Origin of the sequence: Micromonospora sp. NPDC048947 (genome assembly GCF_040649495.1) — a bacterium.
In the GTDB taxonomy this organism is placed as follows: domain Bacteria; phylum Actinomycetota; class Actinomycetes; order Mycobacteriales; family Micromonosporaceae; genus Micromonospora; species Micromonospora alfalfae.
The window spans coordinates 140,232-163,786 of sequence record NZ_JBEZFO010000017.1 but is presented as its reverse complement, the minus strand read 5'-3'; the positions used below and the strand labels follow the sequence as shown (position 1 = coordinate 163,786).

At 67.3% G+C, this 23,555-nt stretch carries 26 protein-coding genes and 1 tRNA gene; 8 read left to right on the top strand and 19 right to left on the bottom strand.

What is annotated here, in order from left to right; genetic code table 11:
• Nucleotides 1-81: 81 nt before the first annotated feature.
• The 7 genes from AB0B98_RS23905 to AB0B98_RS23875 form a co-directional block, all read right to left on the bottom strand.
• Entirely contained in the window at nt 82-1,311 is a 1,230-nt protein-coding gene (locus tag AB0B98_RS23905; RefSeq protein WP_357365408.1) for a primary-amine oxidase, read from the bottom strand.
• Nucleotides 1,308-2,015: a hypothetical protein gene (locus AB0B98_RS23900; protein ID WP_357365406.1), complete on the bottom strand. Its 708-nt coding sequence runs from the start codon at nt 2,013-2,015 to the stop codon at nt 1,308-1,310. Before AB0B98_RS23900 ends, AB0B98_RS23905 begins: the two co-directional genes overlap by 4 nt.
• 64 nt (nt 2,016-2,079) lie before the next feature.
• Nucleotides 2,080-2,298: a hypothetical protein gene (locus tag AB0B98_RS23895; protein ID WP_357365404.1), complete on the bottom strand. Its 219-nt coding sequence runs from the start codon at nt 2,296-2,298 to the stop codon at nt 2,080-2,082.
• 3 nt (nt 2,299-2,301) lie between these two features.
• The gene (locus tag AB0B98_RS23890) at nt 2,302-5,646 is read right to left on the bottom strand and encodes an RHS repeat-associated core domain-containing protein (protein WP_357365402.1); all 3,345 of its coding nucleotides are present in this window, start codon (nt 5,644-5,646) and stop codon (nt 2,302-2,304) included.
• Between the two features lie 227 nt (nt 5,647-5,873).
• Entirely contained in the window at nt 5,874-6,233 is a 360-nt protein-coding gene (locus AB0B98_RS23885) for a VOC family protein (RefSeq protein ID WP_357365400.1), read from the bottom strand.
• Nucleotides 6,234-6,433: 200 nt separating this feature from the next.
• Entirely contained in the window at nt 6,434-7,279 is an 846-nt protein-coding gene (locus AB0B98_RS23880) for a PhzF family phenazine biosynthesis protein (RefSeq protein ID WP_357365398.1), read from the bottom strand.
• A 20-nt stretch (nt 7,280-7,299) separates the two neighbouring features.
• Nucleotides 7,300-7,608 (bottom strand): helix-turn-helix domain-containing protein, encoded by a 309-nt coding sequence (locus AB0B98_RS23875; protein ID WP_357286785.1) that lies wholly within the window; start codon nt 7,606-7,608, stop codon nt 7,300-7,302.
• Nucleotides 7,609-7,757: 149 nt separating this feature from the next.
• On the opposite strand from AB0B98_RS23875, the gene AB0B98_RS23870 reads away from it, so the two are divergent.
• From AB0B98_RS23870 to AB0B98_RS23855, 4 genes are all read left to right on the top strand, one after another.
• Complete coding sequence (locus tag AB0B98_RS23870; RefSeq protein ID WP_357365396.1) at nt 7,758-8,783, top strand: nitronate monooxygenase; 1,026 nt, start codon at nt 7,758-7,760, stop codon at nt 8,781-8,783.
• 2 nt (nt 8,784-8,785) lie between these two features.
• Nucleotides 8,786-9,454, top strand: coding sequence for an HAD-IA family hydrolase (locus AB0B98_RS23865; protein ID WP_357365445.1), 669 nt, complete (start codon nt 8,786-8,788; stop codon nt 9,452-9,454).
• A 139-nt stretch (nt 9,455-9,593) separates the two neighbouring features.
• Nucleotides 9,594-9,950, top strand: a complete 357-nt coding sequence (locus tag AB0B98_RS23860; RefSeq protein WP_357365394.1) for a VOC family protein — start codon at nt 9,594-9,596, stop codon at nt 9,948-9,950.
• A gap of 303 nt (nt 9,951-10,253) precedes the next feature.
• Nucleotides 10,254-10,883, top strand: a complete 630-nt coding sequence (locus tag AB0B98_RS23855) for a hypothetical protein (RefSeq protein WP_357365391.1) — start codon at nt 10,254-10,256, stop codon at nt 10,881-10,883.
• 41 nt (nt 10,884-10,924) lie between these two features.
• On the opposite strand, the gene AB0B98_RS23850 is transcribed toward AB0B98_RS23855, so the two are convergent.
• Together AB0B98_RS23850 and AB0B98_RS23845 are read right to left on the bottom strand one after the other, a co-directional pair.
• Nucleotides 10,925-11,110, bottom strand: coding sequence for an orotidine 5'-phosphate decarboxylase / HUMPS family protein (locus AB0B98_RS23850; protein WP_357365389.1), 186 nt, complete (start codon nt 11,108-11,110; stop codon nt 10,925-10,927).
• A gap of 312 nt (nt 11,111-11,422) precedes the next feature.
• Complete coding sequence (locus AB0B98_RS23845) at nt 11,423-11,548, bottom strand: hypothetical protein (protein ID WP_357365387.1); 126 nt, start codon at nt 11,546-11,548, stop codon at nt 11,423-11,425.
• A gap of 119 nt (nt 11,549-11,667) precedes the next feature.
• On the opposite strand from AB0B98_RS23845, the gene AB0B98_RS23840 reads away from it, so the two are divergent.
• Nucleotides 11,668-12,411, top strand: a complete 744-nt coding sequence (locus AB0B98_RS23840) for a DUF6082 family protein (protein WP_357365385.1) — start codon at nt 11,668-11,670, stop codon at nt 12,409-12,411.
• Here AB0B98_RS23840 and AB0B98_RS23835 read toward each other — a convergent pair.
• The 6 genes from AB0B98_RS23835 to AB0B98_RS23810 form a co-directional block, all read right to left on the bottom strand.
• On the bottom strand, nt 12,373-12,792 hold the full coding sequence (locus tag AB0B98_RS23835) for a DUF397 domain-containing protein (protein WP_357365383.1): 420 nt from the start codon (nt 12,790-12,792) through the stop codon (nt 12,373-12,375). The two genes, AB0B98_RS23840 and AB0B98_RS23835, sit on opposite strands and share 39 nt — an antisense overlap.
• Before the next feature lie 616 nt (nt 12,793-13,408).
• Complete coding sequence (locus tag AB0B98_RS23830; RefSeq protein ID WP_357365381.1) at nt 13,409-14,374, bottom strand: diguanylate cyclase; 966 nt, start codon at nt 14,372-14,374, stop codon at nt 13,409-13,411.
• A 295-nt stretch (nt 14,375-14,669) separates the two neighbouring features.
• On the bottom strand, nt 14,670-15,275 hold the full coding sequence (locus tag AB0B98_RS23825) for a hypothetical protein (RefSeq protein WP_357365379.1): 606 nt from the start codon (nt 15,273-15,275) through the stop codon (nt 14,670-14,672).
• Between the two features lie 481 nt (nt 15,276-15,756).
• Nucleotides 15,757-16,098, bottom strand: coding sequence for a hypothetical protein (locus AB0B98_RS23820; RefSeq protein ID WP_357365377.1), 342 nt, complete (start codon nt 16,096-16,098; stop codon nt 15,757-15,759).
• Nucleotides 16,099-17,015: 917 nt separating this feature from the next.
• Nucleotides 17,016-17,087, bottom strand: a tRNA-Val gene (locus tag AB0B98_RS23815).
• 50 nt (nt 17,088-17,137) lie between these two features.
• Nucleotides 17,138-17,776 carry a TIGR02611 family protein gene (locus AB0B98_RS23810; RefSeq protein ID WP_357365375.1) on the bottom strand — a complete coding sequence of 213 codons (639 nt, stop codon included), beginning with the start codon at nt 17,774-17,776 and terminating at the stop codon, nt 17,138-17,140.
• Nucleotides 17,777-18,049: 273 nt separating this feature from the next.
• Between AB0B98_RS23810 and AB0B98_RS23805 the strand changes: the two genes are divergently transcribed.
• Nucleotides 18,050-18,481 (top strand): SsgA family sporulation/cell division regulator, encoded by a 432-nt coding sequence (locus AB0B98_RS23805; protein ID WP_007457244.1) that lies wholly within the window; start codon nt 18,050-18,052, stop codon nt 18,479-18,481.
• 116 nt (nt 18,482-18,597) lie between these two features.
• On the opposite strand, the gene AB0B98_RS23800 is transcribed toward AB0B98_RS23805, so the two are convergent.
• Entirely contained in the window at nt 18,598-19,374 is a 777-nt protein-coding gene (locus AB0B98_RS23800; RefSeq protein ID WP_357365374.1) for a glucose 1-dehydrogenase, read from the bottom strand.
• Between the two features lie 202 nt (nt 19,375-19,576).
• Between AB0B98_RS23800 and AB0B98_RS23795 the strand changes: the two genes are divergently transcribed.
• Nucleotides 19,577-20,569 (top strand): AraC family transcriptional regulator, encoded by a 993-nt coding sequence (locus AB0B98_RS23795; RefSeq protein ID WP_357365373.1) that lies wholly within the window; start codon nt 19,577-19,579, stop codon nt 20,567-20,569.
• Between the two features lie 7 nt (nt 20,570-20,576).
• The gene (locus tag AB0B98_RS23790) at nt 20,577-21,032 is read left to right on the top strand and encodes an Rrf2 family transcriptional regulator (protein ID WP_238671500.1); all 456 of its coding nucleotides are present in this window, start codon (nt 20,577-20,579) and stop codon (nt 21,030-21,032) included.
• Between the two features lie 12 nt (nt 21,033-21,044).
• Here AB0B98_RS23790 and AB0B98_RS23785 read toward each other — a convergent pair whose 3' ends face one another.
• From AB0B98_RS23785 to AB0B98_RS23775, 3 genes are read right to left on the bottom strand one after another with little or no spacing between them, the layout of a single operon-like run.
• Entirely contained in the window at nt 21,045-21,656 is a 612-nt protein-coding gene (locus AB0B98_RS23785; RefSeq protein WP_357365371.1) for a malonic semialdehyde reductase, read from the bottom strand.
• Nucleotides 21,653-22,213, bottom strand: a complete 561-nt coding sequence (locus AB0B98_RS23780) for a flavin reductase family protein (protein ID WP_357365369.1) — start codon at nt 22,211-22,213, stop codon at nt 21,653-21,655. The genes AB0B98_RS23785 and AB0B98_RS23780 overlap by 4 nt, the downstream gene beginning before the upstream one ends.
• The gene (locus tag AB0B98_RS23775) at nt 22,210-23,544 is read right to left on the bottom strand and encodes an LLM class flavin-dependent oxidoreductase (RefSeq protein ID WP_357365367.1); all 1,335 of its coding nucleotides are present in this window, start codon (nt 23,542-23,544) and stop codon (nt 22,210-22,212) included. The genes AB0B98_RS23780 and AB0B98_RS23775 overlap by 4 nt, the downstream gene beginning before the upstream one ends.
• Nucleotides 23,545-23,555 lie beyond the last annotated feature (11 nt).

The following is a 23,555-nucleotide window of genomic DNA, read 5'->3' as shown; positions in this document are numbered from 1 at the left end:
GTCGAACCACCGTCAGTTCCATACAGCCGCCTAGTTCGACCTTCAACTCGCGGGGCCTCTCCCCTGGGGTTGAAGATCAAGCTAGGGGCGGCCGTTGATCGTCGCTCGGGCGCTGGGTGCCAGCGGGTTGGTCGCGGTGAAGTCGCGCGGGTTGAGATCGAAACCCTGCCAGTGGGTGTGCATCGGACTCTGGTCCTCGTCGCGTGGGACGTGGTGGAAGCCGATGCGGACCCACATCACCGGGTCGGTCAGCTGCTCGCCGTTCACGTACTGCAGCACCGAGCGGGCACCGCACTCCGGGTCCAGGTTGAAGGTGGCGAACTTCTCGCACGCCCGCTGCTGGGTGACCGACACGTCCGGCCGGGTCTCGGGGCGGCTCTCGTAGACGTCGCCCGCGCCCAGCGCCAGATCGTATGAGCGCGGGTGGCCGTCGGTGTTGACGCTGGTCGTGCTGACCACCCGCCACCAGCGACGGTTTGCCGTGGTGAGGTTGGCCTCGGCGGGGATCGGGGTGCGGGTCAACTCGAGGATCGCCGAGTTACGGCCCTGCCTGCCGGTGGGCGTGCTGTCAAGCTGCTCCACCCGCTCGCCACCACCACCAGCCAGGTCGAAGTCGACCCGCCAGATCGCGTTGTGGTGGTGAGCGGCCGCGTTGTCCTGCTGGCCCTCGCCGATCGGCCAGCCCGCCTTGGCGATGGTGTAGTCGTTGGGCGAGAGGTCGCCGGTCGCGCCGAGCCGGGCGGTGATCCGGCCGCCGTCGCCGAAGCGGTACTCGGTCAGATATTCGTACCAGCCGACCTTGGACACGGTGCGCAGCACCAAGTCGTGACCCTCGCGGGTGTAGAGGGTCTGCTCCGCGGTGTCGTTGACGCGCTGCGCCGGGCCGGTAGCGTCGGCGGTCACGCACAGCACCCTGGCGGCACCGCCATAGGGCGCGCGCCGGGACCCGTCCGGGCACTCCCGGCCGGTCAGCTCCTGCATGGCGTCGCCACCGAAGCCGAACGAGGTGATGTCGTTCCACTCCGTCTGGCCCGAGTCGTAGGGCACGTTGAGCTGGCCAAGCGTGATCGACTCGAGTACCCGCATGGGTTCCGGCGCGCTGCGGTAGGCGACCGACACGTCCTCGAGGACCAGGCCGGTCTGCGGGTCGATGTGCCAGCACATCCGCCAGCGGGTGCCGCCAGGCAGGGTCTGCGCAACCATCGACGCCGCGCCGCAGCGGGCCTGCGGATCTTCCGCCTGAGCAACGCGCGGGATCAGGATCATGCCAGCGACCAGCGCCAGCGCCGCGAGCGACGCACGAAGTCTCATCGTTGCACCACCTTACGAGTGGAAAGGTCGATCACCAGGTCGGTCAGGTCGAGGTAGGCGGCATCGCGCGGGCGAGGCAGCAACATCAGGCAGCGGTGAGCTCCGCAGGCTGCCGCCGCACCCGTGCCGTCGGGAACTGTCTGCGCCTCGACCTCCACATCTGACCTGGCGGTCAGGTCGCGGCCGGTCGCGGTGTGGAAGCGCTCACGCAGCAGCTTCGCTGCCGGGTCGGCCCAGAGCAGGTCGGTCGCGGTCGCGACCTCTCGCTCGGTCGGCGGCGGCTGCCGGTCGCTCGCCGAGAAAGAGCCCGCGACGGCACGCCCGGCGAGGTCGATCACCCGTTTGATCAGGCGATCGTCGCGATAGTCGTAGAGCAGGACCGCCGCACGACGCGGACCGTCTCCCCCAGCCAACGCCACGGACAGCAACTCCGGCCCGGGTGCCCCGGTCACATCGGTGGTCTCGGCCCGCAGCGCGGCGTCGACTGCCACTTCCCGGGCAATGGCGATCTCGTTCGGTGTCAGCGCGTCCCGGCCGGTCCCCGCGGCGGGCGCCGGAGCGGCGGGCGGGTCCTCAACGACCGGGGTCTCCGCCGCGGCCGGCGAGCCAGCCGGTCCGGACCACGTGCCCAGCGCGTACCCGACGAATCCGACGGTGACCACAGCGGCGGCCATCGCGGCCGCACGCAGCCGTCCGTTGATCATGATTGGTCCCTCGGTTGAGAAAGGGAGGTGGCGGGCGCGAACGCACCGGCCACCTCCCTTCGGACTACTTACGGTTGGTGGGTCGGCCCTGCGAGCGGAAGGCGACGAACAGCACCGCCACCCCGCAGACGATCCCGATGACCGCGTAGGAAATGAGCACACCCGTCCGGGACAGGCCCACGAAGTCGACTGCCACTGCCAGCCCCATCGTGACGACCAGCGCCACCGCCAGGGCGGTCAGCAAACGCTTGCCGAAGCCAGGGGGCTCCTGCCATCGAGCCATGAGTCACACCTCGTTGAGTCCGTAGTCGATCATCCCTACACCGAGCCCGATGACGCCGCCGATCATGGCGCCGACCTCGGCGCCGGCCAGGCAACCGACACCAAAGGCGAGCGCACCCAGAGCGCAGCCCCCGATGGTTCCGACGACCGCGCCGAACCCCATGAAACCGTCCACGTGGCCCATGAAATCGCCCAGTGCGCTCATGCCGGTCGGATCGAGGTTGTTGGTCGGGTTGTCACCGGCGTATGCGTATCGGTTGCCGTGCGCCGGGTCGCCGATCCGGTTGAGGCTGTCCTGCTGGGTGAACCGGCCGGTCGCCGGGTCGTACCAGCGCTTGCCGAACTTGATCAGCGAGCCCACCTTGAGGCCGCTGGCGTAACCAACCGCCAGCTCGTTGATGAACGGCTCGTTGGCGACGGTGGCCGTGGTGCGGCCCCACGGGTCGTAGGTGTAGGTGCCTGCCAGTGAGCCGTCTTCGGAGATCATGGCGACCACCGAGCCGAGCCCGTCGAGTACCGCGAAGTAGCTCGACCAGGCGTCATCCTTCTTGGTGTTGACGCGCAGGCCGATGAGCGTGCCGTCAGCGTCCCGCTCGAGGAAGTGGTGGTCGTAGCTGGGCACCTGGTAGTCCTCGACCATCGGCACGCTGTGCTGGTCGTCGCGGCCCCACTCGTAGTAGTAGTCGCCGTTCTCCTCGTCGTTGTAGTCCACGGCCGAGTCCAGCTGCATCTGGTCGGGGCCGAGGTAGCTGAGCGAGAACTCCTTCGGGCCCTGGGTGTTCTCGGCGGTCTGGCCGGCGGCGTTGTAGACGGCGCTCTTCATGCCCGAGCCATTGAGCTGGTTGCCCGCGCCGTCGTAGGTGTATCCGCTCGTGTTGATCTGGTTGGCCGAGTTGTAGGTCAGCTTCTGTGTCTCAGTGCCGTTGGTCTTGACGCTGGTGCGGTTGCCGTTGCTGTCGTACGCGTAGTCGTAGGTGCCGCTGGCCGTGTCGGTGGCCTTGGTCAGGCGGTTGGCCTTGTCGTACGTGTAGACCTGCACCGTGCCGCCGCGGTGGTGCTGGGTCTCCCACTGGCGCAAGCCGGTGTCATCGGTCTTCGCGGTGGAACAGGAGGCGGTGCCGACCCGCTTGGCGTAGCAGTAGGAGACGTCGTAGACCACCGTCTCCTGGTCGGCGTTGTTCACCTTCTGCCAGCGCTTGGAGGTGGTCCGGGTGAGCCGGCCCGAGTCGTCGTAGGTGTTGTGGGTCGCCGCGACGGTGTCGGGGGCACTCCAGATGCCCGCCATCTTGGAGTCGGTGCGCCGGCCCTCGTCGTCGTAGCTGAACGTGTACTCGGTGTCGTCGTCAACCACCATCTTGGTGAGCAGGTTGCGGTTGTCGTAGGTGTAGTCGGTGTCACCGCGCCAGTCACCATGCAACCTGGTCAGATTGCCGACCGGGTCGTAGGTGTACTGCACCGGCGAGTATTCGTCGCCACGCTGGATCAGCCGGTTCATCCGGTCGTAGACGAACGTCTCGTCCGACTCCGCGTCCGAGCGGTAGGTGGTGTTGCCCGCGCCGTCGTACTGGAACTCCACCGGCGAGCGGCCGTCGGAGTAGGAAATCTTCACGGTGCGGTCGTCGGAGTCGTACTCCAGAGTCTGCGTGTTGCCCGCGCCGTCAGTCTGGGTGCGGATCCGCCCGAACGCGTCGTAGGTGAAGTCGCGCGCGCCGAGGCTGTTGCCGGTCGGCGGCGTGATCGTCTGCAGCTGCTTGTCGCCGTAGTACGTGTACCTGGTCGCGTTGTTGCTGCTCTTGTTGGTCGGGTCGGTGCTGGTCTTGACCGTGCCGTCGCTGTTGTAGTCGACGTCGGCCTGCGCGGCCTCGGCGTCCTTCGCCGAGGTTTGGTTGCCCGCGCCGTTGTAGGTGTATGTGGTCTGGTTCTTCTGCGCGTCCGTCGTCGACGACGGCTGGAAATTGCCGGTCGGGTTGCTCGGCGTGGCCGCGTTGCCATAGCTGGCGGACGCGCCGGCACCGGTCGGCGAACTGGTCGCGGTCAGCGACTGGCCGCTGTTGGCACCGTACGAGCTGGTCGTCGTCTTGCCCATGCCGTCGGTCGAGCTCTTCACGTCGTTGTATTGGGTGTACTCCTTCGAGCGCTCCTTGCCCGCCGGGTCCACCGCCTTGGTGACGCGCTTCTCGTCGTTGATCGTGTATGTGGTGCGCGGGACGCTGGGCACCGGTTTGGTGAGGTCGGTGTTGGCGTCGGCCAACTGCGTCTCGGTCGACGACGTGTAGGCCCACCGGGTGACCGACAGCCGTCCGTCGGGGTTGTCGGCCGATTCGTTCTGCAGCACCCTGGTCACCGCAGCGACCCGGTGCTGGCTGTCGTAGTCGATGCGGGTCTCGGTGCCCGGCTCCGAGTCGAAGCCGGTGACGATCTTCTTCACCCGCTGCGACGAGTCGTAGGTGAACCGCACCGCGTGCCCGCTCGACGGCACGATAGCCGTCAGGTTGCTCTTGTTGTTGTACTGGTACCGCACCTCGCGCGCGTTGCTCGCGTCGATCGACTGCTGGAACCGGCTGATCCGCCCGTTGGCATAGGTGACGGTGACCGTCTTCGCGCCAGTAGAGCCGCGGTCGGACACCACCTTGGTCAGCGAGCCGGCCGCGGTGTAGGTGTAGTCGGTGACGTTGTTGTCGCGGTCCTCGGTACGATCGAGCAGGCCGGCCGAGGTGAAGTAGAGCTCGCGGCCGCCCTCGTTCTCGGTGAACTTCCAGCCGTCGCCGTCCTTGGCCATTGTGCCCTTGAACTGGTTCGGCGTGTTGTAGCCGTTGCCGTTGACGGTGAACCGCCCAACCACACCGTCCGCCGCGACGTAGGTCAGCGAGTTGTCGTCCGCCTTGATCAGCTTGATGTCGGCACCGGAGCGGGACAGCCAGCCGCGGCCGAACGCGCCGATCTCGATGTCGCCGCCGACCAGCAGGCTGTTGTAGGCGGCGCCGAGCACCAGGTTGTCCTTGATGCCGGGCAGCACCAGGTCGGTGGTCCGGAACAGCAGATTGCCCGAGCCGGCATTGACCTGCAGCTTGACCCGGTCGGTCAGATCGAACGAGGTGAACGTGGCGTTCCGCTCAGGCCCGGTGCCCTTCGGTGTCGAGACCGGGCCAGCCAGCAGCGCGACGGTGCCCCGACTCGGGCCCAGCGCGATCGTGTCGCCGGACGCCGGCGAGCCGGGCTGGGCGGGTGCGACGGCCTTGGTCCGGCCCGGACCCGGGACCGGTTTGGCAGCGGCCGGTGCGGCCACCGGCGCGGCGAGGACGGTCGACGCGGCGAGCAACACGACGCCACCCCAGGAAAGCTTTCTCACTAATCCCCCCATGGTCACTCAGTGAATGCCAGCCGAGACTGGCAGCAACCACAGTGGAAGGTGGGTACCCCCCGCTCGTAATCAAGATGGTGAACACATCGGACAGTGGGCACATCGACAGGGAAGATCTTGCTATGAGGCAATAGTTGCCCTGTGGAAACAGAGTCGAAGTCCACCCGCTCAGAGGCCGCAGTCCACACGATTGCGGGGTAACGGGAGCCAGGAGGTCACACGTCGGCTTCGAGAGCGAAGGTGTTGCCGTCCGGGTCCTGGAACCACGCGATACGTCCACCTCCGGCCCGCGCGGTGATCCCCATGACGTCGTGCTCAAGCTGCTCGTAGCGAACGAACTCGACGCCGGACGAGGAGAGCTCATCGACAATCTGGTCGATGTCGTCGACGTACCACGTCGCCAGCGTCGCCGGGGTCTTCCCAGCAGTGACCGACTGGTACACGTTCAACGCAGGCCCACCACCGGAGCCGTAGACGCGGCTGCCGTCGGCGATGGTGGCGCTGGGGCCGGACCGCAACGCCCGAAGGCCCAGCGCGCCTTCGTAGAAGGCCACTGCCTTCTGAATGTCGGACACGGCGACCGAGGTTCTGAGGTGGTACGCGCTCAAGGGCATGAACCACTCTGACAGGTACCCCAAGCAGAACAGTGGCTTACCCAGCTTCCCGCATGGACCACGACCGACCAACACGTCTTGGACGACTTCGCGTCAAGGATCGCAACGAAGTGGCTGCCAGGCCCGGCAGAACACCGAGCGCTGGGTGGAGTCGGTAGAGATCATCTGGTGGGACTGGATCGGACCCTGGCAATTCCGCCGACCCAGACGGAAATGCCTTCCGCGGTGGCGGTGGCGGTGGCGAAGACCGACGAGGGGCGGCCTGCAGTGTGCCCTTGCTCGACTTCGATGCTGTTGCGGCCCTGGGTCGCGAACAGGTGCGCGGCGAGGCATCCTGTGCTGTTGGCGTTGACGACGTCCTCGGCGACTCCGATCGCCGGCGCGAACATCCGCGCGGTCGCTGCGTTGCGGGTCGGGGAGAGCGTGTAGACGAAGCAGCCGAGATAGCCGAGACGGCGGCATTCGGCTGCGAGTCGACGGAGGTCAGGCCGTATCGAGAGCAGGGTCGGCAGCGTTCTGACCGGTACGAGCAGGCGTGGTGTTCCCGGTGAGGCGACACACGGGATGTCCTCGGTGGCCATGTCGTTGGGTCTGATGCCAAGGGTGGCGAGGATGCTGTCTCGTTCTGCGGCAGAGCAGCCCTGAATCTCCACCGGGCCCTGGTCGAACCAGACCTCGATGCCGTCGTCGCGCTGGATCGCGGTTGTGTCGAAGGTGCGGCCACCGGTCCGCTGGCGAGAGCGATGTTCCTTGATCCGGCGACGGTGCAACAGGACGGCCTGGGCGGCGATCGTGCCGTGCCCGCAGTTGGTGAGCTCACCGTGTGCGGTGAAGAACCGCACCGTGGGCGTGGCTCCCGCGTCGGTGTCGACGAACGCCGCGTGCGAGGTGCCAGCGCGCCGGACGATCGCGCGCCGAGCGCTGTCGCTGAGCGTGATGTCATCGATCAGCACGGCGGTAGGGCTGCCACCTTGGCGGCGGCGGGTGCAGGCGTCGACGATCGTCACGTCGTTGCCGACACTCCCAGTCACGTCGGGGTTTCCGCAGTGGTAGCCGGGTCGTCGTCGGCGAGGGCGCGAGCCCACTCCTCCGACCACCGGACGAGGGGGCGCAGGGCTCGGTAGGCGCCCTCTCCGAGCTGGGTGAGGGCGTAGGTGGCATCCGGTTCCTGCTTGACGATGCGTGCCTCTGACAGCTCGGTCAGCCTCTGCCGCAGGACGCTGGACGACATGTTGTCGCAGTGTTGCTGCAGTGCGCGGAAGCCGAGTGCGCCGCGCTGTAGCTCCCAGACGATGCGCAGACTCCATCGACGTCCGAAGAGGTCGAGTGCCGCCATCAAGGGGCGCCCAGTGTTCGATCCGCGAACCGGGCTTCCCGGCCTCGGCGCTGCCATAGCCTCGCCCCACTTCTCCTGGTGCTTCTTTTTTCGATACAGTACCTCCTCGCCAGTGATTCGGTTTTCGAAGCGCAGGGGGTCGGGCACACGTGACGTCCATATTGCGGAACGCCTTGTGCGAGCGGCTGGGTATCGACGTGCCGGTGGTGCAGGCGCCGATCGGCTCCGCGGCAGCGCCCGAACTGGCTGCGGCGGTGGCCGAAGCCGGTGGGCTAGGCATGCTGGCGTCGACCTGGCAGAGTCCCGAGCGCGCGCGCCTCGACATCCGCCACGTGCGGCAGCGGACTTCGCGACCGTTCGGGGTGAATCTGGTAATCGACTTTCCCATTGCTGACAAGCTGGCGGTGTGCTTGGACGAGGGCGTACCGGTCATCTCCACGTTCTGGGGTGATCCAAAGCCGGTCAGCCACCGGATCCGTGATGCCGGTGCGCTGCATATGCACACCATCGGCAGCGTCAGGGAGGCCGTGCACGCCGCTAGCTGCGGCGTCGACATCATCGTGGCGCAGGGCTGGGAGGCTGGCGGCCATGTTCGCGGCACGACCGCCACCATGGTTCTGGTGCCGGCCGTTGTCGACGCGGTGGGCCCGATTCCGGTCATGGCCGCCGGCGGCATCAGCGACGGCCGCGGCCTCGCCGCTGTTCCGGCCCTGGGCGCACAGGGCGCGTGGCTGGGCACGCGTTTCCTGGCGGCCACTGAAGCTTTCACCCACCAGCTGTACCGGCAACACCTCGTCACCGCCACCGCCGAGGACACCGTCCACACCCACTGTTTCGATGGCGGATGGCCCCACGCCCCTCACCGCGCATTGCGGAACCCGACCCTGCAACGGTGGGAACTAGCCGGTTCGCCTACCGCGCCAGGCCGCCCCGGCGAAGGCCAAGTCGTAGCTCTCGACAGCGCGGGCCAAGCCCATTACCGGTACGAGGATCTGATGCCCCTACCCGGTATGACCGGTGACCTGGCGGACATGGCTCTCTACGCAGGCCAATCGGTCGAACTCGTCCGGGAGGTCCGACCGGCAGCCCAACTCATCCAGGAACTCACAGCGCAGGCCGTGAACGTCATCGACCAGATGCGCCACACGACTCGAACAACAGACGGGACTGGGTGACCATGACGTCCCTCGCTCGCTTCAGCGGAGACGCCGACAGCGGTGCTGCCGTGCTGTTCGACGTCGACGGCGTCCTGGTCGACTCCTACGCCGCATATCGCCGCATCTGGGACCGCTGGGCGCTGCACCACAGCCTGGACCCGGCGATCGTCTGGGCGCACACCCACGGTCGCCGCCCGATCGACACCATCGCAGTCGTCGCTCCACACCTCGACGCCGAAGCCCAATACCGACTGGTACGCGACTTCATGGTGGACGAAGGCGACGCGTTCCCGGTGTACCCCGACGCCCGGAGCGTGCTGAAGGTCATCCGGAACCAGCGATGGGGTGTGGTGACCTCCGGCCGGGCCCCTACCGTGCGGCAACGACTGCGAGCAGGCGGCCTTCCTGACCCCCCGGTCCTGGTGGACAGCACGCAGGTCGCCCTCGGAAAACCAGACCCGGAAGGCTACCTCCGTGCAGCCGCCCTGCTGCGAACCTCGCCACAGCACTGCCTGGTCATCGAGGACGCCCCGGCCGGCATTGAAGCAGCCCGCGCGGCACGGATGACCGTGATCGCACTGACCACCACCCATCCCGCGGCCCAGCTCACCGCCGCACATCACATCACCAGGACCCTCGGCGAGGCGACGCCACTCATCGAGAACTGGCTCGACGCAACGGTGCCATGACCAGGGCTCCGCGCATCCACATCGACACGTGCCGACGCCACTGTGCATCGCAGCCGCCGCGACTACAGATCGGCAGCACCCGGCCGAGCGTGGTCAATGCACGGCCTCCGGGCAGCGGAAGTTCCGTCAGGATCGGCGCATGGTGAACGTCTGGTCCGGTGTGACGATTGATTGCCTCGACCCCGAGCGGGTAGCCCGATTCTGGAGCGGCCTGCTCGGCCGCGAGCCCGGTCCGTCGCAGGAAGGCTGGGTTTACCTCGGTGAACGAGGTGATCCTCAGCCACGGCTGGTGTTCCAGCCGGTGTCGGAAGCCAGGACAGGCAAGGTGCGGGTTCACCTCGACATCTCCGTCGACCAGATCGACGAGGCCATGGCCCTGGTCGTCAAACTCGGTGGCCGGTTCAGCGGCGAACGGCACGACTACGACGACGGCGTGGTTGTCGTCATGGCCGATCCGGAGGACCACGAGTTTTGCCTGGTCCAGTACCACCGCTGACGGCGGACACCTACCGTCGGAGCAGGGCGGCGACGTTCTCCTCGAACACGAGCGGCGGTCGAAGGACGCGAACGGGCGACGGCACTCCACAGCAAGTGCGCTCCGGTAAAGCCGGCGCGGATTGGTGCAACGCACCTATTCGTGACCGGTCGTATTCGTCCGCGTCCCGCCCAGCGGTGTCGGCGCACGGCTTCGAGTGCAGAGCCGGGTACTCCACCAACTACACGGCAGCTATCGGCATCTACGAGTGCGGCTGCAAACTAGCGGCCGAGCTTGCCCTGCAACAATCAACTACAGTCAGTCATGTTGCGCGACCCGGCGGCGTCCGGATCTGCCGAATTGAGTGCACCGGCGCTCGGAGTCGAGACCGTTGACGGACTCGACCTGCGGCCTGATACAAGCAATAATCGCAGCGTGAATACCGTCGTCGCCATCTCCCAGGTCGTTTCCACCCTAATCGTCGCTCTAGCGTTGCTGGTTGGCGCTCGTCAGGCTCGACACGCTGGGCGGCAGGTCGAGGCGGCACACCGTTCACAACAGGTTCAGGGCACGATGGAGGTGGTCAAGTTGATAACCTCGCCCGAAATGCGGTCCGCCGCCCGGGTACTGCCGTCGGTTATCGAAGCCCCCTACAGTCAGTGGACCGAGGAGCAGAAGACAGCAGTCACGGTCCGTTGTAACGGCTTTGATGTGGCGGGCATGTTCGTTCGTGCCAATATGGCGGACGAGGCTTTCATCGTCAACAACTGGGGCGCTTCCATTCTGGAGATCCGTGAGATAGCGAGCCCGCACATCGCCGAGATGCGGAATAGGTACCGGGTCGAGAGCTACTGGGGGAACCTGGCATGGCTGGCGGGCCGATGGGAGTCCAGGCACACACTGCCGTCAACTCGCGAATCGGTCGCCGCCGAAGCTAAATCAGCATCTCCCTAATTTGCGCCAGCCGCGCACCCTCTATATCCGCTTGGCCACCATCATTGTGGGCCTCCCATGGCGTGCACGGTCACCATGGTTGCGCCGAGTCGACCGGCCGCGCGGACGGCACCCGTAACAGAAGTCGGGATCTCGAACAGCTTGAGATCCAGGAAGACATCCTTGCCTCCGCTGACCAGCCTGGCCACAAAGGCCGGGCCGGCGGCGGTCAGCACCTCCAGGCCCACCTCTTATGACTGGCCGGCATCCCCCAGGCAGTCGACGAACGCCTCGGCGTCGTCAACGGTGTCGAAGTCGAGCGCGACGATGATGCGGCGTGCCGTGGTCACCCGCTGATCCTCCCGGTAAGAGGGTTCAGCTGACACGCCGGCAGGGACGACTCCAGATCGCGGCGGGTGAGGGCCGCGCGTAACCGTAGCGCTTCGGCCGCAGGATTCTCCCGTCCACCCTGCTCGCGTCGATGGCGCAGACCACCGAGTCAACCCTGGCGCCACTGGCCCGCAGCTGCCGGCACGACGCCAGTAACGCCCCGGCGGTGATCACCACGTCCTCGACCCCACGACGCGTCGGCGGTCCACGGGCCCACCTTCGGCCGCCCTGCCGGTGCCGTACTCCTTGGCCTGCTTACGGGCGAAGACGGTCGGCAGCCCGGTCAGCTGCGACATCACCGTCGCGATCGGTATGCAGGCAAAACGACTGCGGAAATCTCTTGCATCGACGTACTTGCGCGGCCAGCCCATGCTGGCGGTGAGGGTAGCCGAGTGCGAAACTATCGGAGAGTGGTATGTCGAGCTTTCAGACCTGGGCATCATGGCGCCGGAAGGCGTTCATCTCACTGGCTGCGATAGCTTCGATGGGCCTAATTGCACTTTCTCCCGTGGCGATGACCTGGATGGCGGACCTCTCGGTCCAATGGAGTGACCTCTCGAATATCGGTCAGGCATACGGGGGCACGTCGGCCATACTTTCCGGCCTTGCCCTCGTTAGTGTTTCAATATCCTTGCTAATTCAAAACAATCTAAATAGAATCAGTCAAGTTCACCTGATTCGACAAAGGCAGTTTGACATCGTAAAGTTGGCACTCGAAAATCCTCAGTTCCTCTACGTTGATGGATCAGCCGCGACTGGCGATCCCGATGCGGTACTGAAGGTCTATGCGAATCTATTTGTCGGCCACTGGGCAATGGTGTGGGATCTCGGCGAGATGAACGAGAATACCCTACATACTGTGGCGAGACGCCTTTTCGAGTCAGGGATAGCTCGCGAATGGTGGAAGGTTAACGGTGGCTCATATCTTAGCTCCCGCCGACGAAAGCGGTTCCATACAATCCTCTCCGAGGAGTGCCAAAATGCTGTCCGGGGTGCTGCGGAAGCCTCTGGGGGTCAAGGAGTTGCGGTTGCCGTTTCAAGTCCAGAACGACGATCATCGCGTAGCTCCCGCCATATGCTCATTGTTGGCGTAGCGGCAGGGATGGCCATTGGAGTCCTACTACAGCCAGCAGGGCGACGGGTTTTCGGCAGACTTTGACGCCCAAAGGTGCCTGTGAATCACCAGTTGCGGCAGGAAATCGGGTTCGTCCACCACTTCGGAGATCCCTGCGCTCCCGCCGATCAGCGGAGGGTGCTTCGCTACTGACTGATGGTCAACCGAAACTGATGAGGAAGCCACCTGCGGCCGAGCTTCCCGGAGCATGCGTGTCCGTGTTTCGTAGAAACCAGTACGGACGCTAGAAATAAACACCCTCCAAGATGAATGGCGGAAGGTAAGAATTGGACCCCCGGGGTCTTTTGAATCCCTGACCAGGTGATGGTCTCGGCTTCTAGTCACCTCGATACACTCTTGGGTCAATGTGCTGCGACTACTCTTGATCCAATTCGATGATCGATCATCGCGATATTCGGGCTTCAATGGAAGATCTCCTTGTTATGTTGCGCCGAATCGACTCCTTTTTCAGGGAGTGTAGAGCGTAAAGGTATCTGGGCTGCGGCGGGCTTGTCGCACAGAGTGTGCGACAAGCCCGCGTGGCTTCGTGGGAGTCGGAGTGCCGGCGCGGCAACCGCTCCGGGCCCGTGTCGAAGAGGTGCGCCAGATGATCGGCCGCACTCTCCAAAGTCACGAAGACCGAGGGGATCTTTGCCGATACATTGCCCGATCCCGGGGAACTCTTCGATGGATACACCGAAACTTGGGACGACGCTTGTTGCCAGTCAACCGACTCGCCGAGGTTTACGCGGCGATCGGATGGGCAGCCTCGCGCCGTCGCAGATGAGATCGTCGTCCTGGACGACGATAAGGTCATGCACACCGTTGGCGACGCCAGTTTCGAGTTCTCCATCGCGGAGATCGCCGGGGCCGTCAGGGAACGCAAGGTGGCGGAGTGTGTGGTGCTTGCCCAGCACCGAGCGCGATTCGGTCGCTCGCCGACGGCCAGCTTTGGACGCATGCCGGACGCATGGGTCAAGTCCACGGGTAACAACGCGGCGCTCGTAAGGGCAGGCTAAACGCCATCCCTCTTGATCCCGCCTTATCCTGGATATCGTGTTAGAGCCACATAGGATCCTGGCTGGGACTTGGCAACGACTAGCATCTCGTTTGCTTTCTGCAGCAAGTCCTCATAACTGATTTTTCGACGCTGGGTTGTGACGACGACACCGGACGAAAGGGTGACTAGAGCTGCGCGAACCATCTCTTGCCTTCTACTCAGAAGCTCGACGTAGCCGCGGTGCACGTCGTCAGGGTCGTAGATTTTGTCCGCCGCTCGCTCAAAGAGCACGGTAACTCTGGTTGTGATTGCCCGTACGAGGCGCGGCTGACACAGGACGAGGAAGTCGTCGCCGCCTACGTGGGCGACGAACGGTCGCGGACGCGTCTTCGATGCCGACGTCTCGAGAGCCTCCGCCAACGCCGAGATTATGGCGCTGCCCCGAGCGAAGCCGTACTTGTCAACGACCGATTTTAGCCGATCAATGTCAACTCGGCAGACCGCGATAGCCCGCCGTAGAGCTACGTGGTTTTCGACGACCGATCGAAAGACCGAGGCTCCTGGCATCTCGGTCAGCGGCGACTGTTCGACGAGTATCGCGCGGCGGCGAAGCAAAGATTTTGCGTACTCGATGACTACGTTGGGATCGGCTGGCGCGGGGATGGCGACGTCGAATCCCATCTTTAAGTTCTCGACGACTTCAGTACTGCCCTCGTGTCCAGCTACAACAATCACGGGAATGCTTGATGCTAGCCAACTCTTGCGGATCCTAGAAATAAGGAAATAGCTCTCCTTTGAGATTGCGGGGAGCATCAAGGCAAGGGTAATGGAGGCCCAGTCGATCGTTTCGCTTGCTTGAGCGAAGGTGGCCGTCGTCACCTCTCCCATGCCCGCCTGAGAAAATGCATCGCGGAGTTCGCTGGCGGCTTCTCTGTTGTCGGCTACGATGAGGACGGCCTGTTCTCTTGGGAACGCAGGTCGCGATAGCGACTCGATGGAAGAGAGCACGCTTACCCCGCATATGGTGGACACGTCTGCAAGTGGCTGTTGTGGGAACAGTATGCCAAGTTGCTGCAAATGTTAACTAGCTTGTCGGCGAGGCGTCGCAGGCCGGCGTGTTGATCAACAGCGTGCAGCCGATGGGTGGCTTGGGTAACGAAGGTCCATCCTGGCTCAGGCGGATAGGTGTCGACAGCAACGTCGCCGAACGGCAGCGGTCGTGGTGGTGATGATGTCTAGAGCCCCAAAAAAGTAACGGGACGGCCAGTTGTCACCACCCGGCCCGACGACGCCTCGTCGCGACCTACTCGACAGTGTTGGAAGATGTCTCGGGCAGGCAGGCCCAGTGTCGGAGCCTGCGCAATACCCAGCGGCGCCACATCAGGCGGCGCAGTCCGAAGCGGTAGATGATCGCGCACTCCATCCGCGCGACGATGGCGTTGATTCCGCGAGGGCCGAAGTTGCCGAGCAGCATCTCGGCACTCTTGGTGATGGGTGGCTGCTGCCAGGCGATCGCGCAAGCGGGTCCGACCAGGGGGTTGATGTCGGCGAGGCAGGCGTCGAAGACCTCGCTCATGGCGCGGCTCTCGGCGGCGATCCACGCGCGGGATTCGGCGAGTTGTTCCTGCAGAGTGTGGCCGCGGTCGGCGAGGGCGGTGAGGGTGGCCGCGTCGTCGCTGGTCCGGCGGCGGATGCGGTAGGGGTATTCGGCCCAGGCGACGAGGGTGCGCACGGCTTGGGCGTAGCGTTCTCGGCGTGCCGTGGCATTCGCCCGGGTGTTGCCGAGGATGACGCTGATCAGGCCGGCGACCACGCTGGAGCCGAGGACGGCCAGGGCGATGGTGATGGTGGGCGGCTGGGCGGCGGCGGAATCCACGGCCTGCGCGAGCGTCGTTAGGTCCGTGACCACCGGCCGATCTCCTTCCGCATCGCGGTCGTGGCGATCCGGTGTGGAGGCTGCCGGTCATCGCCGTGGGGGCATCCTCGCACGGCCATTCGCCGCTGCGCCGCCACGCCTCCTCGAAGATCAGATGCCGATGCACGAGCGTGACCAGAGGCTCCAGTCCGTCTTTGGGAAGCCACCGCAGTGCGGGATCGTCGCGGTCGTACTGCAGGCAGAGATCCCCGAGCTACAGGTTGCGGTGCTTGAAGGGACGGGTCGCTGCCAGAGCGCGGGTAGGCGTACACCTGGTCGCCGGGCGGCAGGATGACCAGCCGGATCCGCTCGACCGGGTAGCCGTCGGCTGCTAACGCGGGAAGCGACAGCAGGGTCAGCTCGAGGCGAGCCCCGCCGAGCGCGGTGGTGTGGCCGGCTGCCTGCGCGACGCCGAACACGTCGGCGTGGCGCAGGAGGTGGCCGGCCGCCGCTGCGGGATCCTGCAGGACCGCCGTCACCGGGTACGCCATGACCTCGCCGGCCGGTTGGTCTGCGCACCGCGCTGCGAGGTCACGGCCCGGCCGGTGGAGGTGATGCTGCCCGCGCTCGGTGTCCAGTCCTTGGCCAGGTCGTCCACGCCGGTCGGGTCGTACACCTTGCCCATGACCGCCTCGGCCGCATGGTCGAGCGCGGTGACCGTGGCGGCCTGGGACATCTTCGTCGTGATCGCGGCGTACCACAGGGACTCGATGACCAGGCCAGACAGTTTCTCCAGCGTTGGCTGGTTGGTCCTGAACGACTTGCCCATCCGGACCTGGCGCACGAAGGCAGCCGACGGTGGCCAGGTTGCGTTCACGGATCACCCGCCGCAGGGTGCCGGTGTTCGACCACTCCCACCGGTCGAGGTCAGGGTCGGCTATAAACACGCCCTCCTCGGTGTCGCCGTCCTCGAAGGCCGGCACCAGGTCGAACGTGAAGGTGCAGTCCGCGAACGTGACCTGAAGCGCGTGGGCGGGCTGCTTGTCCTCGTCGAAACGGGCGAAGCTGCCCTGCAGGAAGGCAGATGCCCACCTCCGTCATCTCCGCACTCGCCGCAGCCGCATAGCGCGCGCAGTCACGGACCAACCGGCCCGTCAAGCGCGCGCTCACCGGACCAGCGACGATCCTGGCGTGGTCCGCGCAGAGGGTGCATGCACGACCCGCTCCGGCCGCGGACCCTCGCCGGCGAACACGGCCGATACGATCTACGCCCGACGCCTGGACCGCAACTTCCGTCTAATGGCCGCGCCTGGGGGTTCACCCCAGTTCCAGACACCATGGACGGTTTACGCTGTGGCGCTCCCACTCTGCGGCTCTCATCCTCGAACCCCCAGCACATCGAGGAGCTGAAGACCACGATGCACAATGCGAATCAGCGGGTGTCCCGCCGATCAGCCAGAGCGGGCCACCCCTGGTTTGCCTCACCTCGCGCCGAGCCCCTCTCGGACCTTCGACCAGCCGATTCAGGTGCTACCGCGCGACCAGGGCGTCTCAGATCACCTGGCCGTAGGGCAGCCGCGAGGCTGCTGTTGTCGCAGCCTTCGTGATGCTGCCGGGAGTTGGCATCTGGACGGAGCGGTCGAACGATCGGGGCATCGGATGTCGCCGCCCGCAGGACTACCCAACCCAACCAGAGCCGCTGCTCCCAATCTGCTCCCACTGTAAGCAGCGCATACGACAAAGCCCGTTACCGATGACTCCGGCAACGGGCTTCCGACCTGCGCGAACCAAGGGTGGGCGATGCTGGTATCGAACCAGCGACCTCTTCGGTGTGAACGAAGCGCTCTCCCACTGAGCTAATCGCCCTCAGCGCCACTGACTCTACCCGATCGTGGAACCGGACCGGAAATCCGGGGTCAGTGGGTCGCGAGGTAGTGCATCGCCTCGGCCACCACGTCGATGCCGAGGCTGTACTTGAGGGACAGCCAGACCACCGTGGCCACGAAGACCAGGCCGACGGAGCCGAGCACGATTCGTACCAGCAGCGACTGTCTCGTCACCCACCGTGTCCATCCGTGGACGTGGCGGCGGGTGAAGCCGAGCAGTCGGCGCGCCCAGTGGTATTCGACCGCCCAGATGCCCAGGCCGGCGATCACCAGCAGCCAGCCGGGCCCGGGGAGCGGGATGAGGGCGATGCCGATGGTGACCACAAGCGCCCCGGCGATCGCAATGAAGATCTTGAGTGCGATCCGGCCGGTGGGGTTGGCGCGGATCAGGTCGAGGGTCAGCGAGATCCGCTCGCGCCAGCGGGGGCGTCTCGGCCGCTCCTGCACGGCGACTCCACCGGCACCGGCGCCGCCGCCACGACCACCGGCGGTGTCGCCACCACGACCGGCGTCATCACCGCCGGGACGACCGGCGTCGGACGCCGGCCGACCGGCCCGTTCGGGCTGCTCCATCGGCACTCCGTACCCCCGCTTTTCGGCTGCTCGGACCCCGACTTTCGGCGGGCCGGGCGCCGCCGCCGGATCCACTGAGGATTGCTTCGTCACCATTTCACCCCCCAGTGTCGCTCGGGCCCGTCACTGCAACGGCCGACTGGACGTTACCGGAGTAAGTCGACGACTGAGCCACCCGATACCGGGCGGGATCACGCACTGGGCAGAACCGGAAATCCTACATGAATGCTCACATTCACGCGGCCTTTCCGTCCCCCTTCCCACCACTGGGTGAAGTCAGCGTATGGCGGAGCGTAGCCAGGAGTAGCACCTGAGTATGGGAAAAGCGGGACACGCGCGTTCCGCAGCGGTGCCGGGGGGAGAACGTCCATGAGTGTCATCCGACCGACGACCGTAGAGGTCGAGACGTCGCTAAGGCTCGTCGCACCTGACGCCACCGCCTTGCCGGTGCGTGCCAGTCTGCGTTACGACCCTGCTGACCCGTATGCGGTCCATGTCCTGTTCCATGCCGAATCGGCAGGGGGCGAGGCGGTGAGTTGGTCGTTCGCTCGCGAACTTCTGGTCACCGGCCTGGACGAACCGGCCGGAATCGGGGATGTGCGGGTCTGGCCCTGGGCCACACCGCGCGGCGACTTCGTCGCGCTGGCCCTCTCGTCACCGGACGGCAACGCCCTCTTCGAGGTGCCGCGCAGCGTCCTGGTGCGTTTCCTTCGACGGACCTACGTCGTCGTCCCGCGCGGCCGTGAGGCCGAGCACCTGGACGTCGACACGGCGGTGAACCGGCTGCTCGCCGGTCGCTGACCGCCCGAACGGGCAACACCGGCCATACCGGGGCCGCGCGGATCTGCCGAGTCCGCGCGGCCCCGGCACACACACCCAGGGGTACGCGGACAGCGCGCCCCCGGGTCGGCCGGTGCTCAGCCGTGCGTGGTGATGCCGCCGTCGACGGGAATGACCGCCCCGGTGAGGTACGAGCCGGCGCGCGACGAGAGGTAGATGGCGGTGCCGGCCATGTCCTCGGGGCGCCCGATGCGGCCCAGCGGCACCTGCTGTTCGATGGCGGCCCGGCTCGCCGGGTCGTCGAGCGCGAACGCCATCATCTTGCTCTCGAACGGGCCGGGCGCGATCGCGTTGACGGTGATCTGCTCACCGGCGAGTTGGTGGGCGAGGCTGCGGGTGAGCATGTGTACGGCCGCCTTGGTGGCCGAGTACGCGTACACCTCCATCATCGGCACCCGGATGCCGTCGATGGACCCGATGTTGATCACGCGGGCCGGGTCGTCGGCGCTGGCGGCGGCGCGTAGCGCCGGCAGCAGCGCGGTGGTGAGCCGGAAGACGGCCTTGACGTTGACCGCCCAGAGCTTGTCGAACGCGGCCTCGGGGTAGTCCTCCAGCGGTGCGCCCCAGGTCGCGCCGGCGTTGTTGACCAGCACGTCGAGGCGGCCGAAGCGCTCGCGCACCGCGGCGGCCAGCGTCTCGGCCCCGGCGTCGTCGCCGAGGTCGGCGGGGATGGCATCGCAGCGGCCCTCGGCGGACAGGGTGGTGGCCACGGCCTCACAGACATCCGCCTTGCGGGACGAGATGATCACGTGTGCGCCGGCCCTGACGAATCCCTGGGCGATCATCAGCCCGATCCCCCGCGAGCCACCGGTGACCAGGACCGTCTTACCTTCGACCGAGAACAGCTGCGTCATGCCCATCCCATCGCGAGTCGGCGGGTGCCGCCGGCCGGTCGGGTGACCGGCGGATACCGGGTGGACCGCGGACCGATGGCGCTACCGCCGGGTAACGTAGCCCGGCCGCCGGGACCGGGACAAGCCCGCAGCTTGCCGCGGATTCCGCTGCGAACGTCGATCGGGATGCGGTGACCTGCGGTTCGGGCTACCGTCGCAGGCGATGGTCTCCACCGATCCCTCCCCCGCGCCATCGATCGGAACGGCGTCTCCCGTCACCGACGAGATAGCCACGTTCGCGCTGGCCGATCTTGCCGGTGCCCCGGGCTGGCGGCGGCCGGTGATCGTCGAGCGGGAGCTGTTGATTCTCACCACGCGTGGGCACGGCGACGCGGAGCTCGACTTTCATCTGCTGCCCTGCCGTCCCGGCACGCTGCTGCGGGTCCGCCCCGGTCAGGTGCTGCGCTGCGCCGGCCCGCAGTTCGACGCCACAGTGGTCGCCTGGGATGCCGAGGCGCTGCGCGGCTTCGACGTCGACCTGAGCACCACCGCGACCTGGCGGCAGTTGGCCGGTGAGGACGAGGACGCGGTGATCAGCGAGGTGAGCCAGTTGGCGGTGGACTGTCGGCGGCACCCCGACGGCCCCACCGCCCGCGCGCTGCTGCGGCATCAACTGGCAGTGCTGCTGTTGCGGCTGGCCGTGGCCCACGACGACCGGTCGCCGTCCCGACCCGAGGACGAGACGTTCCACCGGTTCCGCAGCGAGGTGGAGCACGGCTATCAGCACACCCGGCGGGTGGACGACTACGCGGCCGAACTCGGCTGCTCGGTGCGGACCCTGACCCGGGCCTGCCTGGCCGTCACCGGCCGCAGCGCCAAACAGGTGATCGACGAGCGGGTCGCGTTGCAGGCCGGCCGGTTGCTGGCCGCGACGGATCAGCCGATCGCCCAGATCGGCAGGCGGCTCGGCTTCTCCGAGCCCACGAACTTCGGCCGCTTCTTCACCCGCGAGGTCGGGGTCAGCCCCGGCGCGTTCCGGGCCGCCCGGGATCAGGCGGTGGCCGGCCGGGTGGTCCGACCTCGACCGCCAGCCGAGTCGACGGGCGTCAACGGCGGCTGGTTCCTCCCCGGCACCCCCGGCGAACCCGCCAACGGCGGGCACGCCACGAGACCCGGGTCGCCCGCCGGAGGGCCGGGCGGCACCGGGCGGGCATGATGGCAGGGTGCAGATCTCCGCGCGCGGCGACTACGCGGTACGGGCGGCGTTGAGCCTCGCCACCGCGTACCCCTCGCTGATGTCCACCCAGGCCATCGCCGCGGAGCAGGACATGCCCCGCAAGTTCCTGGAGGCGGTCCTGGCGGATCTGCGCCGGGCCGGCGTCGTCCGCGCCCAACGCGGCGCCGAGGGCGGCTACACGCTGGCCCGGCCGCCACGCGAGGTGACAGTCGGCGCGGTGCTGCGCGCCGTCGAAGGCCCACTGGCCGGGGTACGCGGGCTGCGCCCCGAGGAGACCCGGTACGAGGGTTCGGCGGAGAACCTGCCCGGCCTGTGGGTGGCGGTCCGCGCCGCCGTGCGGCGGGTCGTCGACGAGGTGAGCCTCGCCGAGATCGTCAGCGGTCGACTGCCCGCGCACGTCCGCAAGCTCACCGCGTTGCCCGACGCGTGGGAGCCCCGCTGACCCCGGGTCGGCTCACAGCGTCCACACCACCTCCTCGGTGCTGAGTCGGGGTAGCCGCCGCTCCCAGGCGTCCGGGCCGGGGTGGCCCAGGTTGAGCAGCAGCAGCGCCTCGTGCCGGCCGTCGGAGAAGAACTCGCGGGTCACCCCGGCGGCGTCGAACCCGGCCATCGGGCCGGCGGCCAACCCGGCGGCACGTACGCCCACCAGCAGGTAGCCGATCTGGAGGGTCGCACTGAACCGGGCCTGCTCGGCGCGGGACGGACTGTCGCGCAGCCAGTCGCGGGCCTGCGGACGGTGCGGGTACAGCTCGGGCAGCCGTTCGTGGAAGTCCAGGTCGGCAGCGAGCACCGCCACCAGTGGCGCGCTGGCCGTCTTCGCCCGGTTGCTCGACGACACGAACGGCAGCAGCCGCGCCCGCGCCGCCGCCGTGCGCAGCAGCAACACCCGCAGCGGCTGACCGTTGTACGCGGTCGGCCCGTACCGGATCAGGTCGTGGATCGCCGCGACCTGGGCGTCGGTGACCGGCTCGTCGGTGAACGTGTTGGCAGTGCGGGCCGCCCGGAACAGCAGGTCCTGGGCGGCCCGGTCCAACGCGAGCAGGTCGGCAGTGGTGACCGCGCTCACGTTGGCACGGCGGTGGTGTAGCCGCCCCGGTGGTGGACCAGCGGCGGGCCGTCGCCACCGTCGCCGAGCGCCAGCGGCTCGGCGATCACCAGCGTGTGGTCGCCCGCCGGGACCCGGTGCACCACCCGGCAGAGCAGCCGGGCCAGCACGTCGTCGAGCAGCGGCACCCCGAACGGTCCCGATGTCCAGTCCGGGTACGCGGCGAACCGGTCGATGCCGCTGGTCGCGAAGACAGTGGCGGCCTCCCGCTGCCCCGCGCCCAGCAGGTGCACGGCGACGTGCTCGGCGCGGGCGAGCACCGGCCAACTCGACGACGCCACCCCGAGGCAGAACGAGACCAGCGGAGGGTCAAGCGACACCGACGTGAACGAGGTCGCGGTGAAGCCCGCCCGGATGGGCGCGCCGATCCCACCCAGGCAGGCGGGGTCGGTGGCGCGGGCGACAGCGGTGACCACTGTGACGGTGCTGGCCTGGCGCCGCAGCAGAGCGCGGAACAGGTCCGGGTTCACCGGTCGCAGCCCGGCGATGTCCGCCGCCGGGCGCTCCACCGTGGTCATGCCGGCACCAGGCCCGACGCGGCGTACGCGCTGGCCGGTCGGGGCAGGCCGTAGTGCTCGCGCAGCGTCCGACCGGCGTACTCGGTGCGAAACAGCCCACGGGAGCGCAGCACGGGCACCACGTGGTCGACGAAGTCGGCGAGCCCGCCGGGCAGGTGCGGCGGCATGATGTTGAACCCGTCGGCGGCGCCCTGGGTGAACCACAGCTCGATCTGGTCGGCGATCTGCTCGGGCGTACCGGCGACGACCCGGTGACCCCGACCGCCGCCGAGCCGGGCGATCAGCTGGCGGATGGTGAGCTGTTCCCGGCGGGCCAGCTCGGTGACGAGCTGGTAGCGGCTCTGGTGGGCCTGCACGGTGCCGGCGGCCGGCAGCTCCGGCAGCGGCCCGTCCAGCGGCAGGCCGGTCAGGTCGATGCCGAGCATCCCGGAGAGCTGGGCCAGGGCGTAGTCGGGGACGATCAGCTCCTCCAACTCGGCGGCGAGTGCCCGCGCCTCGGCCTCGGTGCCGCCGAGCACCGGCGCGATGCCGGGCAGGACCTTCACCAGGTCCGGGTCGCGGCCGGCGGCGGTGACCTGCCGGCGCAGCTCGGCGTAGAAGCTCTGCCCGTCGGCGAGGGTCTGCTGCGCGGTGAAGACCGCCTCGGCGTAGCGGGCGGCGAAGGCGATGCCGTCCGGCGACGAGCCGGCCTGCACCAGCAGCGGTCGACCCTGCGGCCCCCGGGGGATGTTCAAGGGGCCACGGACCTGGAACTCCGGCCCGCGGTGCGCCACCTCGTGCACCCGGTCGGTGTCGGCGAACACCCCGGCCGTGGTGTCGAAGACCAGCGCATCGTCCTCCCAGCTGTCCCAGAGCTTGATCGCCACGTCGACGAACTCGGCGGCCCGCCGGTAACGGTCGGCGTGTTCGGGGTGGCTGTCCCGGTTGAAGTTGACAGCCTCCCGCTCCTGGGCCGAGGTGACGATGTTCCAGCCGGCCCGACCGCCGCTGAGGTGGTCCAGCGAAGCGAACTTGCGGGCGACGTGGAACGGCTCGTTGTAGGTGGTGGAGACCGTCGCGATGAGACCGATGTGTTCGGTCACCGCGGCGAGCGACGCGAGCAGGGTCAGCGGTTCGAAGACGGCCTGGATGTTGTGCCGGGGGTTCGGCCCGACCGACAGACCGTCGGCGAGGAAGAGCGAGTCGAGGGTGCCGCGTTCGGCGATCCGGGCCAGCTCCTGGAAGTGCCGTACGTCGGTGACCCGACGCGGGTCGGTGCGGGGGTGCCGCCAGGCGGCCTCGTGGTGGCCGACGCCCATCAGGAACGCGTTGAGGTGCAGAGTGCGGGTCATTGTTGTCCGTC

What these genes read in the sequence shown, in the direction of transcription:
- AB0B98_RS23905 (WP_357365408.1), bottom strand. Translation starts at nt 1,311, where the DNA reads ATGAGACTTCGTGCGTCGCTCGCGGCGCTGGCGCTGGTCGCTGGCATG.
- AB0B98_RS23900 (WP_357365406.1), bottom strand. Translation starts at nt 2,015, where the DNA reads ATGATCAACGGACGGCTGCGTGCGGCCGCGATGGCCGCCGCTGTGGTC.
- AB0B98_RS23895 (WP_357365404.1), bottom strand. Translation starts at nt 2,298, where the DNA reads ATGGCTCGATGGCAGGAGCCCCCTGGCTTCGGCAAGCGTTTGCTGACC.
- AB0B98_RS23875 (WP_357286785.1), bottom strand. Translation starts at nt 7,608, where the DNA reads ATGGCGGCACTCGACCTCTTCGGACGTCGATGGAGTCTGCGCATCGTC.
- AB0B98_RS23865 (WP_357365445.1), top strand. Translation starts at nt 8,786, where the DNA reads ATGACGTCCCTCGCTCGCTTCAGCGGAGACGCCGACAGCGGTGCTGCC.
- AB0B98_RS23860 (WP_357365394.1), top strand. Translation starts at nt 9,594, where the DNA reads ATGGTGAACGTCTGGTCCGGTGTGACGATTGATTGCCTCGACCCCGAG.
- AB0B98_RS23855 (WP_357365391.1), top strand. Translation starts at nt 10,254, where the DNA reads ATGTTGCGCGACCCGGCGGCGTCCGGATCTGCCGAATTGAGTGCACCG.
- AB0B98_RS23845 (WP_357365387.1), bottom strand. Translation starts at nt 11,548, where the DNA reads ATGTCGCAGCTGACCGGGCTGCCGACCGTCTTCGCCCGTAAGCAGGCC.
- AB0B98_RS23840 (WP_357365385.1), top strand. Translation starts at nt 11,668, where the DNA reads ATGTCGAGCTTTCAGACCTGGGCATCATGGCGCCGGAAGGCGTTCATC.
- AB0B98_RS23810 (WP_357365375.1), bottom strand. Translation starts at nt 17,776, where the DNA reads ATGGTGACGAAGCAATCCTCAGTGGATCCGGCGGCGGCGCCCGGCCCG.
- AB0B98_RS23805 (WP_007457244.1), top strand. Translation starts at nt 18,050, where the DNA reads ATGAGTGTCATCCGACCGACGACCGTAGAGGTCGAGACGTCGCTAAGG.
- AB0B98_RS23800 (WP_357365374.1), bottom strand. Translation starts at nt 19,374, where the DNA reads ATGACGCAGCTGTTCTCGGTCGAAGGTAAGACGGTCCTGGTCACCGGT.
- AB0B98_RS23795 (WP_357365373.1), top strand. Translation starts at nt 19,577, where the DNA reads ATGGTCTCCACCGATCCCTCCCCCGCGCCATCGATCGGAACGGCGTCT.
- AB0B98_RS23780 (WP_357365369.1), bottom strand. Translation starts at nt 22,213, where the DNA reads ATGACCACGGTGGAGCGCCCGGCGGCGGACATCGCCGGGCTGCGACCG.
- AB0B98_RS23775 (WP_357365367.1), bottom strand. Translation starts at nt 23,544, where the DNA reads ATGACCCGCACTCTGCACCTCAACGCGTTCCTGATGGGCGTCGGCCAC.